This window comes from Colwellia sp. MB3u-41 (assembly GCF_014076845.1).
In the GTDB taxonomy this organism is placed as follows: Bacteria; Pseudomonadota; Gammaproteobacteria; order Enterobacterales; family Alteromonadaceae; genus Colwellia_A.
In genome coordinates this window covers 40,798-53,333 of sequence record NZ_JACGUT010000010.1, presented here as the reverse complement: position 1 = coordinate 53,333, position 12,536 = coordinate 40,798, and the positions used below count along the sequence as shown (strand labels likewise).

At 36.4% G+C, this 12,536-nt stretch carries 16 protein-coding genes and 1 pseudogene; 11 read left to right on the top strand and 6 right to left on the bottom strand.

Annotated features, from left to right (window positions below; all coding sequences use genetic code 11):
• Positions 1-141 precede the first annotated feature (141 nt).
• Positions 142-349 (bottom strand): annotated as a pseudogene (locus tag H4J73_RS20260) (glyoxalase); the annotation flags it as partial.
• A gap of 126 nt (positions 350-475) precedes the next feature.
• Between H4J73_RS20260 and H4J73_RS00570 the strand changes: the two are divergent.
• Complete coding sequence (locus H4J73_RS00570; protein ID WP_182179030.1) at positions 476-1,348, top strand: LysR family transcriptional regulator; 873 nt, start codon at positions 476-478, stop codon at positions 1,346-1,348.
• A 68-nt stretch (positions 1,349-1,416) separates the two neighbouring features.
• Here H4J73_RS00570 and H4J73_RS00565 read toward each other — a convergent pair whose 3' ends face one another.
• Complete coding sequence (locus tag H4J73_RS00565) at positions 1,417-1,632, bottom strand: TIGR02450 family Trp-rich protein (RefSeq protein ID WP_182179287.1); 216 nt, start codon at positions 1,630-1,632, stop codon at positions 1,417-1,419.
• An 18-nt stretch (positions 1,633-1,650) separates the two neighbouring features.
• Entirely contained in the window at positions 1,651-2,238 is a 588-nt protein-coding gene (locus H4J73_RS00560; RefSeq protein WP_259366536.1) for a CIA30 family protein, read from the bottom strand.
• A 150-nt stretch (positions 2,239-2,388) separates the two neighbouring features.
• Here H4J73_RS00560 and H4J73_RS00555 point away from each other — a divergent pair, with 150 nt between their 5' ends.
• From H4J73_RS00555 to H4J73_RS00530, 6 genes are all read left to right on the top strand, one after another.
• Positions 2,389-2,916 carry a hypothetical protein gene (locus tag H4J73_RS00555; protein WP_182179028.1) on the top strand — a complete coding sequence of 176 codons (528 nt, stop codon included), beginning with the start codon at positions 2,389-2,391 and terminating at the stop codon, positions 2,914-2,916.
• Between the two features lie 358 nt (positions 2,917-3,274).
• Positions 3,275-4,156 (top strand): kinase, encoded by an 882-nt coding sequence (locus tag H4J73_RS00550; RefSeq protein ID WP_182179026.1) that lies wholly within the window; start codon positions 3,275-3,277, stop codon positions 4,154-4,156.
• A complete protein-coding gene (locus H4J73_RS00545) occupies positions 4,153-5,004 on the top strand; it encodes a mannosyl-3-phosphoglycerate phosphatase (RefSeq protein WP_182179024.1) in 852 nt (283 codons plus the stop codon). Before H4J73_RS00550 ends, H4J73_RS00545 begins: the two co-directional genes overlap by 4 nt.
• Before the next feature lie 14 nt (positions 5,005-5,018).
• Positions 5,019-6,248 carry a glycosyl transferase gene (locus tag H4J73_RS00540; protein ID WP_182179022.1) on the top strand — a complete coding sequence of 410 codons (1,230 nt, stop codon included), beginning with the start codon at positions 5,019-5,021 and terminating at the stop codon, positions 6,246-6,248.
• Positions 6,249-6,261: 13 nt separating this feature from the next.
• Positions 6,262-8,019 (top strand): alpha-amylase family glycosyl hydrolase, encoded by a 1,758-nt coding sequence (locus H4J73_RS00535; protein WP_182223842.1) that lies wholly within the window; start codon positions 6,262-6,264, stop codon positions 8,017-8,019.
• Between the two features lie 158 nt (positions 8,020-8,177).
• Positions 8,178-8,456, top strand: coding sequence for a hypothetical protein (locus H4J73_RS00530; protein WP_182179018.1), 279 nt, complete (start codon positions 8,178-8,180; stop codon positions 8,454-8,456).
• Positions 8,457-8,544: 88 nt separating this feature from the next.
• Here H4J73_RS00530 and H4J73_RS00525 read toward each other — a convergent pair whose 3' ends face one another.
• Complete coding sequence (locus tag H4J73_RS00525) at positions 8,545-9,312, bottom strand: MipA/OmpV family protein (RefSeq protein ID WP_182179016.1); 768 nt, start codon at positions 9,310-9,312, stop codon at positions 8,545-8,547.
• A gap of 263 nt (positions 9,313-9,575) precedes the next feature.
• On the opposite strand from H4J73_RS00525, the gene H4J73_RS00520 reads away from it, so the two are divergent.
• From H4J73_RS00520 to H4J73_RS00505, 4 genes are read left to right on the top strand one after another with little or no spacing between them, the layout of a single operon-like run.
• On the top strand, positions 9,576-10,223 hold the full coding sequence (locus tag H4J73_RS00520) for a flavin reductase family protein (protein ID WP_182179014.1): 648 nt from the start codon (positions 9,576-9,578) through the stop codon (positions 10,221-10,223).
• Positions 10,224-10,270: 47 nt separating this feature from the next.
• Positions 10,271-10,687, top strand: coding sequence for a DUF3429 domain-containing protein (locus tag H4J73_RS00515; RefSeq protein ID WP_182179012.1), 417 nt, complete (start codon positions 10,271-10,273; stop codon positions 10,685-10,687).
• Positions 10,688-10,718: 31 nt separating this feature from the next.
• The gene (locus tag H4J73_RS00510; RefSeq protein WP_182179010.1) at positions 10,719-11,144 is read left to right on the top strand and encodes a thiol-disulfide oxidoreductase DCC family protein; all 426 of its coding nucleotides are present in this window, start codon (positions 10,719-10,721) and stop codon (positions 11,142-11,144) included.
• A complete protein-coding gene (locus tag H4J73_RS00505; protein ID WP_182179008.1) occupies positions 11,107-11,844 on the top strand; it encodes an SDR family NAD(P)-dependent oxidoreductase in 738 nt (245 codons plus the stop codon). The genes H4J73_RS00510 and H4J73_RS00505 overlap by 38 nt, the downstream gene beginning before the upstream one ends.
• Before the next feature lie 65 nt (positions 11,845-11,909).
• Here the strand turns inward: H4J73_RS00505 and H4J73_RS00500 are convergent, their stop codons facing one another.
• Positions 11,910-12,167, bottom strand: coding sequence for a DUF3081 family protein (locus H4J73_RS00500; protein ID WP_182179006.1), 258 nt, complete (start codon positions 12,165-12,167; stop codon positions 11,910-11,912).
• 3 nt (positions 12,168-12,170) lie between these two features.
• A complete protein-coding gene (locus tag H4J73_RS00495) occupies positions 12,171-12,452 on the bottom strand; it encodes a DUF6482 family protein (protein WP_182179004.1) in 282 nt (93 codons plus the stop codon).
• Positions 12,453-12,536: the final 84 nt, after the last annotated feature.

Genomic DNA, 12,536 nt, shown 5'->3' with positions numbered 1-12,536 from the left:
ATTGTAGTTGAATATTTAAAATAGGCATTATGTCACCGACTTAAATCGTTCTTTAGCCGAGGTTTATATTATGATCTTAAACGATGATCTTAAAAAATAAGTGAAAAACGCCTGTATCCAATGCTCAACGCTGTCTTCTTAGTTTGAAAATTCAAATAACCTAACACCAATACGATCACTTTTAGACATAGGGGCAATTTTAAATTCCCCCTAATTGACAGCGAAAACATCTGTACACATTTCACTAATAATTCTGTCATCTTCAATAATTTCGGAGGGTTTCATTATTTTATACCAAGCCTGTATAAAACTTAACAGCAGCTTCTAAATGAGGTACTGAAATACCGATGTGTGAAAAATTCTGGGGGACGCTGCACTCATTTTTGTTACCTCATTAAATTTGATAGACAAGGTAAAGTAAACTTTATAAAGTATATAAAATTATTATTTGCAACAAAAATAAGAACATCTCGTTATGATAAACCTGGCGTGGTTAAAAACATTTTGCACACTTGCTGACGTAGGTCACTTTACTCAAACAGCAGAAATTCTTTTTATGACCCAATCAGGCGTAAGCCAACATATAAAGAAACTTGAGGCACAACTAGATACATTATTACTAACTCGAGAAGGGAAGTCTTTCTCGCTAACTGATCCAGGAATAAAATTACGCCAACGTGGGGAGATTTTGTTAAAAACATCAGCGGATATTGAAGCCTCAATTAAACAGGACGATGCTTTTATTGGAATAATTAAGGTAAGTACCCCTGGGAGTGTTGGCTTAAAGTTATACCCTTATATGCTCGATATACAACAACACTATCCAGCACTTGTTATTGATTACACCTTTGCACCGAATAAGCGTATTGAACAAGACTTGATTGAACGTAAAATAGACCTTGGCATACTAACCGAATTAAGCCGTAGCCCTCTATTACTTAATGAAAAGATAGCGATTGAACCTTTGGTTTTAGTCACACCCAGTCGTGTAAAACGCGTAAATTGGCAAGTACTGACTTCCCTCGGTTTTATTAGCCACCCTGACTCAGCACATCATGCACAACAGTTACTGAGTAAGAACTATTCTGAATTTGAACATACCAGTCAATTTGACCACAAAGGATTCTCTAATCAAATTAGTTTAATTTTAGAGCCTGTTAGCCGTGGGTTAGGCTTCACTGTACTACCGCTTCATGCTGTAAATGCTTTCCCTGATCAAAATAAAATTAACATACACTATTTAAAAGTACCGGTTAATGAAACACTTTACCTTTGTCAAAATAGGCATTCTTTTGAAACTAAAAGGCGAAGATACATCAAAAAATCTATTCATGAGTTTATTGCGTAATACCTATAATCAAAATCACCTCAATCAAGTAGTTGATATTAGAAACTAAAAAAGGCTTGATTCATCATTTATTTCCAGCCTACTAACCATTTATCACTTATTTTTAAATCACGCCAATCTATGGTGTATTCATTGTGGGTCATCACTGCTTCTATAATACAGTGGGTCACTATTTGGTCTTCATCAAACTCAACCTTAGTGATAACAAAATGCTTTTCTTTGTTAACAATATCAACTTTAGTCCATTTGCTGTTAATAAGTGCTTTAGGGTTAACTTTATTCATCTTTACCTTAGTCATTATTTATTCTTTTAAAAAAGAGAGTTTAAATACCGATAATGAAAATTGACCTGCAGTCTTTTTAGTCATTAAAAACCCTACTTCTCTAATTGCTACAGAATTAAGTATCGGCGCACTTTGTATCATTCTTCCTCGAAAACTTGCCTTAAAATCAGCAATTGAGAGCGTAATTTTTTCACGCTTATTAACTATGGTTTTAAAATCATGTTTGTAAGCTAAACGGTAACCATTAATATAAATAACTAGTCTCAATTGATAAGTCTGACCATCACCTTTTACATCAATAACGAGATTTCTAGCACCTTCAGGAAGATTTTCAACAGCACGGAAAACAGAGCTAAACCCTCCATTATTATCAAGTGAGATATTGCCATTAAAAATGCCATGGTCTTTTTCAAAAGTCATATTTCCATTTGATAAGCCTCCCATAACATTGTCATCGGTTACTCGCCAGAGTCCTTTTTCTTGCTTTGAAAAATCAATCATATAAGCCTTTTCATCCAAACTATCGCTTTCAATAACGTATCCATTACCGTTGTTACTATTTGCATAGACACTAAAAAGCATTAATAAACTTAATACCAATCTCATCAGTAAATCTCATTTAAGTATCTGTAGTTAAATATTCATATTGATACGTAGAGTTAACTTTTTAAGATCAAAAGATAAAGAATGAGCTAAAGTTTAACTTCTAACGTATAAAGCCCTAATTAAATTAATAATCAATGAGTCAATAAATACATGCGCATTTTTTTATTTATATTGTTCATCAGCCTAGCATCAGGTTGTAGCACAAAATATACAAATCAATCAGTAACAGGGATGTCTTTCCCTTCGGTTACCGGACAAACATTAGAAGAAAATACGGTAAAGATCCCTGAAGACTTTAACAAAGACTTTACCTTGCTACTCGTTGGGTACAAACAAAATTCACAGTTTGATATCGACCGATGGCTAATTGGTTTAGATATGACAGGGACTAACGTTGATGTTTATGAACTTCCTACCATTCAGGGATTATTCCCAAGGATGTTCAGTACATTTATTGATAACGGTATGCGTGCGGGTATCCCAAAACCCCTTTGGAAAGGAGTGATCACTGTTTACGAAGATGGTGATAAAGTACAAGCTTTTACGGGTAATGAGGCCCCTAATAATGCTAGAGTTCTATTGTTAGACAAAGATGGAATTGTGCTTTATTTTTATGATGATGGTTTCTCAGTTGCAGCACTTAATGAACTTAGAAATCAATTAACGCCTTCAAAATAGTGATAGACACTTTGTAGTAATGGTAAGAAATAATCTCTCAAAGCTATTATTTCTTACCGAATTTCTTTTCTCTCCCCTCTATAACAGATGCTCCCGTCCCTATGACCTCCCAAGAAATTTCAAAGAATATTGTTTTAAAATGAATGGTAAACGAGTGATATTTTTCACTGGCTGTCGCACCATCATGGGGCGTTTACTTAGATTGGTGCATTTATCAAATCCTTTAAGCATATTTATTTTTGCCTATTTAATAAATAATCATTATTTTACAAAAGACTAACAAACAAGTGCTCTGTTGAATTTAAGTGGCATGAGACTTGAACTGTAAACATATGAGTATTTATCTACAGTGAAAATTATGCTTTCAGCTTTTATTGCACACCACAAACTACCTAAAGAATTTGGGCACACCGTAAAGCAGTATTACCGACCACTTGCTGATCGGATATATCGACAATTTAAAAAGAATAACACACCATACTTTGTTGGCATTAATGGCTGTCAAGGTAGTGGAAAGTCGACATTAACCGACTTTATTGCTGAGTATTTAATTGCTAAGTACCAACTGAATGTTGTTGTCATGTCTTTAGATGATTTTTATTTAACCGGTGATAAGCGCAACAAGCTTGCTCATGATGTGCATCCACTATTGGCAACGAGAGGCGTTCCGGGGACTCATGATGTGGTAGCGCTTGAACAAGTACTTGACCAATTAAATACCCAAAAAACCGATTTTCTCATTCCTAAATTCAATAAAGCGACCGATGAACCCTTCCCGAAAGAACAATGGACAGTCATTGAAAAAAACGTTGATATCATTTTATTAGAAGGCTGGTGTTGGGGCGTAACACCGCAAACTCAAGCACAATTAAAGTCACCTATTAATGAACTTGAATTACAACATGACGCAAATGGCCAATGGCGAAATTATGTCAATGAACAACTCAAAAAAGCTTATGCCCCTTTATATAAAAAAATGGACTTTTGGTTAGCACTGCAAGCGCCATCATTTGACTGTGTTTATAAATGGCGATTAGAACAAGAGCAAAAATTACAAGTCAGAAATATTGGTTTAGTAAATTCAAAAGTGATGACTCCAGAAGAAATACTTAATTTCACCCAATATTTTCAAAGGTTAAGTGTGCAAAGCTGTACGAGCATATCACAGTCTGCTGACGCAATTTTTTACTTGAATTATGCTCGTCATATCACTGAAAAACCAGTGAAGGATGAGCAATGAGCCCATTTGAAATACTGATTTTTAGTGATCTAGATGGCACATTACTGGATCACTTCACTTATCAATCGACAGCAGCGATCCAAACGCTTGAACAATTGAAGCGAGCGAGTATTCCCGTTATTTTAAATACCAGTAAAACATTGGCAGAATTAGCGAGCATTAACAGCAAACTTAAGCTAAATAACCCCTTTATTGTAGAAAATGGCGCTGCGATTTATATACCACTCAATACCTTTGCGAAACAGCCCTCAGACACCGTAATTATTGATAACTATTGGGTAAAATCATTTTGTTTACCAAGACAGCATTGGCTAACGTTGTTGTCTGAACAAACCGATGAATTTAAAAAGTATTATCGAAGTTTTTCGATGATGTCATTGGAAACATTATCCCAAGAAACGGGGTTAACCTTAGCCGAAGCCCAACGTGCTAAGCAAAGGCAATATGGTGAACCTATTCAATGGTTAGGTGATGAAGCCACCAAAAATAAGTTTATAGATCACCTGCTTAATTTAGGCGCGAATGTTGTTCAAGGCGGAAGATTTATTCATATTGGAGGTTACTGTGATAAAGGCCAAGCCCTGATCTGGCTCACTGAACAATATCGAGAAAATGCTAATAATCCTGCAATTATGACCATTGCTTTAGGTGATGGAGAAAATGATAGCCCGATGTTAGAAGCCGCAGATATCGCGGTACAAATTCGTTCACCCGTTCATAATTTCCCCAAGTTATACCGTCAATTTAAAACGACTCGTACTCAATTATATGGTCCACAAGGCTGGGCTGAAGCGATACAAGTGCTTTTAGTAAAGCAACTATCCCATTCAACTAATACATACAATTAATGAAGAGGTAAACCATGGCTGATTTTTATCAAAACGGTACCGTAACAACGTTACATAATTTAGCACAGCGTGAACCAGCAGATATGGCTGCTGAATTATTAGACTTTTCTAAAAAACGCCCTTTAGGGCTTATTTTACCTTCATTGTTTTCTGAATTAGAAGGTGAAGCCTTACCCGATATTATTAATAAAATTAAAGATGTCGAGTATTTGTCTGAGATAGTTATTGGCCTCGACCGAGCCAACCTCAAGCAATACAAACATGCCTTAACTTTTTTTGGACAACTGCCACAGCACCATAGAGTGCTTTGGAATGATGGGCCTAGATTACAAGCGATAGATGAAAAACTACAAGCCCTTGGCCTAGCCCCAAAAGAGTTAGGCAAAGGGCGAAATGTTTGGTATTGCATGGGCTATATTTTGGCTTCGGGTAAAGCTGAATCTATTGCGTTACACGACTGTGATATTTTGACCTATGAACGAGAATTACTCGATAGGCTTCTATATCCAGTGGCGAATCCAATGTTTAACTATGAGTTTGCCAAAGGTTTTTATGCGCGCGTGGCGGGCGGGAAAATAAATGGCCGTGTCTCCCGTCTATTAGTAACACCACTGATTAAAGCGTTGAAAAAAACAGTCGGTCATTGCGACTATTTAGAATACATGGACAGTTTTTTATATCCTTTAGCAGGTGAGTTTTCTTTCCGTCGAGATGTATTAAACGATATTCGTATTCCCAGTGATTGGGGCCTTGAGATAGGCGTGTTATCAGAGATGTATCGCAACTATTCGCCTAACCGTTTATGCCAAGTAGATATAGCCGCAACGTACGATCATAAGCATCAAGATTTATCGTTAGATAATACTGATGGTGGTTTATCAAAAATGTCGATTGATATCAGCAAAGCCTTTATTCGTAAACTTGCTACTCAAGGTGAAACATTCACTGCAGAAAAATTTAGAACATTAAAAGCCACTTACTATCGAATTGCTTTAGATTATGTCGAAACTTATCGAAACGACGCGATGATGAATGGGCTTAAGCTGGATATCCATAATGAAGAAAAAGCGGTTGAGATGTTTGCACAAAATATACTAACCGCCGGCAATACTTTCTTAGATCAACCCATGGACACACCGTTTATTCCTTCTTGGAATAGAGTAGTCAGCGCCATACCTGATATTTTATCGCAACTAAAAGAAGCGGTAGAGTTAGACAATGAAGAATTTAGCCAAGCATTATAGAGAAAGGTGCATTATGCCAACGCCAGTCAATCCGTTAAAACAACCATTAAAAGATAAGTTAGTTCAGCAGCTTGCAACTATTTATCATGATGTTCCACTTGAACAGTCGTTTGATGATATTGCGCAATCCCTGCTTGATATCATGGCGCTATCTCGAAAGGCAGTAATAGCAAAACCTTTCACCAACCATTGGTCAGAAGAAGATATTGTTCTAATCACCTATGGCGACAGCATCATTAAGGCAGATGAAGCACCACTAAAAACCTTAAAAAACTTTGTTGATAATACGCTTAGCAAAACAATTAATAGCGTGCATATCTTACCTTTTTTCCCTTACAGTTCTGACGATGGTTTTTCTGTTATCGATTATTCATCCGTTAACGAATCGTTGGGTGCATGGCAAGATATCACGCAGATAAGTAAAAATTATCGCTTGATGTCTGATCTTGTTATTAATCATTGTTCAAGTCGCAGTGCCTGGTTTGACAATTTTATTAAAGGTGAAGGCCAAGGTAGTGACTTTTTCTTTACTGCACTTCCTGACGATAACTTGTCCGGCGTTGTTCGCCCGAGAACATCTCCACTTTTAAAAGAAGTAGAGACAGGTAAGGGGAAGAAATTCGTTTGGTGCACTTTTAGCCACGACCAAGTTGATTTTGACTTTCGTAATCCTGAAGTATTAAAAGCATTTACCTCAATAATTAAGCAATATATTGATGCAGGAGTACAAATTTTTCGTTTAGATGCCATCGCCTTTTTGTGGAAAGTCGTCGGCACACCCAGTATTAACTTATCTCAAACCCATGAAGTTGTCCGGTTACTCAGAACCCTTATTGAATCAGCAGAACAACACGCCATTATCATTACTGAAACCAATATTCCCAACACACAGAACCTCACTTATTTTGGTAATGCCAACGAAGCCCACGGGATCTATAACTTTTCATTACCGCCGCTGTTGCTAAACACCTTGCTAACCGGTAGTTGTTTATATTTAAAACGTTGGCTTATGAGCATGCCACCTTCGCAAGATGGCACCATGTATTTTAACTTTATAGCTTCGCATGACGGTATTGGGTTACGTCCAGCAGAAGGCTTATTAAGCGAAAGAGAACTTAATACCTTAGTACATACGGTAGAGTGTTTTGGTGGAAAAATATCATGGCGTACCTCAGACACCGGTGAACAAAAAGCCTATGAAATGAATATTGCACTTTATGATGCATTGCAAGGTACGGTGCATGGTAAAGATAAGTGGAATTTTGAACGTTTTATTTGTGCGCACGCGATAATGTTTGCGCTTGAGGGGACCCCTGGGATTTACATACACAGTATGCTGGGGACAAAAAATGATTATCAAAAACTAGCAAACACTCATCACAATCGTTCAATTAACAGACGTCGCTGGCATGTAGATGCTTTAGAAGAAGCTCTTGCTGATAAAGATTTACACCACGCTAAAGTACTTTCAACCCTAAAGTCTTTATTGGACATAAGAATTAAACAATCAGCTTTTCACCCAAATGCAACGCAATTCACGTTGCACTTAGGCTTACAACTGTTTGGTTTTTGGCGGCAAAGTAAAGACAGAAAACAAAGTGTATTTTGTGTGAGTAATATATCTGACCAACCTGTTGTATTGCCATTAAGTGAGCTAAATTTAATTATTACCGACTCTTGGCTTGAACTCATTACCCATGAAAAAATAACAGAGTTAACACAAGAACTGGTATTAACACCCTATCAAACAGTATGGATATCAAATATCTAAGGTGGAAGGTGAAATGAATACGCTAGACTCAATAAAAACAACTTCTAGGATAACGCTGGATTAACAACGACCCATTATTTTGCACCTCATGGGGAATTTAAATTACACGTGAGTAATAATATAATTATCGCGCGCTTAACGGGTTCCTGGAATAAAGAGTGAGCAAGAGTTTTTTAGCAGCATTTACAGCACAAGTAAAACTATTGGATAAACCTTCATGGGGACACTTGGTATTTCTCAATGATTGGGAAATTAGCGTACCTGAAATTTTTCCTGTTGTTACTGATTTAACAACCTTTTGTATTCATAATGGTTTAGAGAAATCAGCTCAGGTTTACAGTAAATCGATTTTAAAAAAAATGTATCTCGATAAAATGGTTATTAAGATACATGGCAACTTTGAAAGACGAGTTTTTCTGATGCTGATATGGCAGTAAACTGGCGCAAAGGCTACGGCTTTACTTAGCAAAAAAGCTTAGCTGCACACAATCGAGTATAAATAACGTCAGTGACTGCAGATAGCTATTAGAAATTTTTCGTAAATAGTAGCAGCAGATTTATACTGGTCTCATTGTCGACTAAAGGGCTTTGGGTAATACTTTCATCAAACCAAGTATACTCAATATTCAACCGTGTATAGCCACCGAATAAAATAGGCGTAGCGATTGAAAGCCCTGCACTTTTATTAAGTGCGCTTTTACCGCTGTAAACAGTTCTGTCTTGATTAATTTCATACTTTGATACGCCATAATAATAATCAACATGATCTTTATCTAATAAACTCAATGAGATTGAAGGCTCAAGGAATACAGGGCCAAACTTGTAAATACGGCCAAAACTCGATTTGATTTCAAAACCATTCGATCTATTTAACATATCAAACATCGACGAGATCCCAATCTTCCAATCATTTTTTTGATAATCGACACTAACACCCGCATCTAAAGAATTCTTTCTTTTTTCCATTCCTTTGAAAATATAACTGTCAGATTCATCAAACCCCTGAAACCTTGGTGATAGCTTCGCTGATACTGTAAAACGATTAACTTCTTTTAACTTATAACTTACAAAAGGCCCAAATATCGATAAATTTTCTCCTTTGTAACCAATCAAAGGAAGAGGCATCGTACGTGAGCTATAACCTTTGTATATTTCTTTGTTGACGCTAAGACCAACACCATATAAAAAACCCGTGGTTTTTTCTCGCGTTACTGAGGCTATTTGCTGCTCTGAGAAGGTGTAAAAAGGCAGAAAAAATAGACTTAATATTAAGATTTTATGGATGTTTTTCATTATTTAATTATCATCATTTATCCTTATAATTAATAAATTATACGTTTTAAATTGAAATTAGGTTTAATTTATCGCTAAATTATCTTAGTAACCTGTAATGATGATTAAAAAGGTGCAATCACTTGATTGAAAATATCATATCAGCAAAATATACCCATAGAATTTATTATTAGTGCAAACAACGATTAAAATATGTCCGCAGGTGATCGCGACTCGTGCTAATTACGTACCTATATGTAGAAAGACAATAAGGTAAAATTGAAATGCAACACTTCAGTCATGACGAACTGCTACACATGAACGCTCGCTACCGTGCTCAACTAGTTAATAGTTTGTCTGGTTTTAAGAGTGCTAACCTCATTGGTACGCGCAACGAGAAAAACCAAAACAACTTGGCGATGTTCAGTTCTGTTGTTCACCTTGGTTCGTCTCCAGCACTGGTCGGCTTTATTACCCGACCAGACAGTGTACAAAGACATACACTAGAGAATATCCTACAAACTAAACAATTTACGATAAACCAAGTCAGTGAGGGTTTCTGGCAAGAAGCGCATCAAACCTCGGCTCGGTATGACGCTGACCAGTGTGAGTTCGAACAAACGGGCTTAACCCCCTATGATATTGACGGTATCGAAGTACCTTTTGTTAAGGAGAGCCGACTGAAATACGCGTTAATACTACGCGATATAGTGCCTATTCAACTCAATGGTACCCAATTAGTTATTGGTGAAATAACAGATATACTTTGTGAAGCAGCAGCGCTTAAAAAAGACGGTTACATTGATATCGAGTCATTAAATACGGTTGCAATATCAGGTTTAGACGGTTACCACAAAAGTCAGCGATTATCTCGGTTGAGTTATGCCAAACCTGAGTGTCTGCCATCAAAAATACCTCTTGACGGTCAATAGCTAAACGGTAATTAATGCAAAGATTACCTAATATTTAAGGAAGAAAAATGAAAGTTTGGCAACTACTTGGGTACCTGGGTTTACTTCCTTTTATAGCCTTTTTATATTTAAGCGTTAATGCGGAAAACCCAAATATTACTGCTCAACAGGCTTTTGTAGCATACAGCGCTATTATTGTTAGTTTTATTGCAGGTACATTATGGCGTAAAGACGACCACCATATAAGTCAGCAAATAACGAGTAATACATTAAGCTTAATGGCATTTTCATCCTTACTTATTGCACCTGACCTTGCGCTGATTATTTTAGTATTTAGTTTTTTATTCCTGTTTATTTACGAACAAAAGTCAGCTAAGGATACTCAACAGAATACTCTGAACGCAAATTATATGAGAATGCGATTTTGGCTAACATTGATTGTTGTTTCACTCCATATTACAGCTTACTTTTTATGGTTTTATTAACATAAACACACAACAAAATTTAGGAATCCCCATGCTAACAATATTTTATGATGGCAATTGCCCAATGTGTGCAACTGAGATGATTCACCTCAAAAGATACGATCAAGATAACGTCATCTTTTTGGTGGATATTCACCAGAAAAATTTTCAATCACTCTACCCTAGGATTGACTTTTCGGCTGCAATGAAAATATTACATGCAACATTCAATGGCAAAGTGTTACTGGGATTAGAAGTAACACATCGCGCTTGGACACTTGTTGGTAAAGGCTTTTGGGTAGCACCACTTAATTGGCCAGTATTTAAAACATTAAGTCACTGGATTTACTTAGGGCTCGCAAAATATCGTCATCAAATATCTGCGCTTCTCGCCAAAATTTTTGGCATAAAAACCACAAACTGTAATTCTGGAACTTGTTATGATAAATCAACTAACACTGATCATTGGCGCAAATAGCGACATTGGCAAAGCACTCGCGACCCAAATAAACAACACAGCTGACACTGGGCTTGTGCTTATTAGTCGAGAGGTGAATAATGAAGAAAAATTTGTTAATGAACTTAACGCTAAATACATAAAAGTAAAAGATTATCAGCCGCAATCAATTGATATAGCTGTAGCCGAAATAGCGGCCCATAGTGACCTGCCAATAAGCCAGGTTTTTATTTGTAATGGCATACTTCATAGTGAAGATTTTCAGCCTGAAAAGCGTCTAGAGGACTTCGATGCCCAAGCATTTCATCAAGTGATTAGTGCAAACACACTAACACCGATGTTATGGGTACAAAAGTTGACACCAATACTGACAAGGAAGTCACCCTGTAAATTTGTAGTATTTAGTGCCCGAGTTGGCAGCATAAGTGATAATAACTTAGGGGGTTGGTACAGCTATAGAGCTTCAAAAGCAGCACTAAATATGATGCTTAAAACTGCCTCAATAGAGTTGGCGAGAAGAGCAAAAAATATAAAACTTATTTCGTTCCATCCCGGTACTACAGACACGCCTTTATCTAAACCATTTCAGAAAAATGTTCCACCAGAAAAGCTTTTTACCAGCGAATTTGTTGCTAAACAACTACTGAACATTGTAGAGAATACACCAATAGATAATACGTTGAGTTATCTTGATTGGGAGGGTAAGTCTATAAATTGGTAATAGAAAGAAAAGGTAAATTGTAAATGAAAACGGCAAGTACAAATTGCCGTTTTTAATTAAAGTTACTAGCTAACAGTAAATTTATTCGCTATTTTATGGAAGGATTCAAGTGTGTCTTTATGTTCATATTCTATGGAAAACCTGCCATGAAATAGCAAGGTTATTGTTAAATCTTTATAACCCAACCAACAAGTATAGCCATCAAAGTCGTGCCACGCCTTAATACCCGAATGCTTATATACACCATCGAGTTTAATTCCCTCTTTGGTGACAAAATCATAAATTTCTAAAAAATCTCTAAGTGTTAATTGTCTATCTTTCATCAGTTAAAACTTAATCATTTGGCTGCAGCGACCACTACTGCTGCTGGTACCACACATTTCATCATAGGCTGATTGATACTCTAGTGCGGCGTTAAATATATTATTATCTCTCAGGTAATTTTTAGCTTCAACTAAAGACCCCATTACAGCAACATCTTTAGATTGGTTTAAACCAATAAAATTATTGAGTGAATCAACAGACCCAACAAGATAGTGAGTCGATTCGGCTACACCAATAATAGTAGGTATCGTAACTTGGCTACTGCTAGTTAATGTATTTATCATAATAAACCTCCACATTACATTCAATTATCTAATACGATTGTCTAACGATTAAAGATCAACGTTTGGTTAGATTTATAAATATGC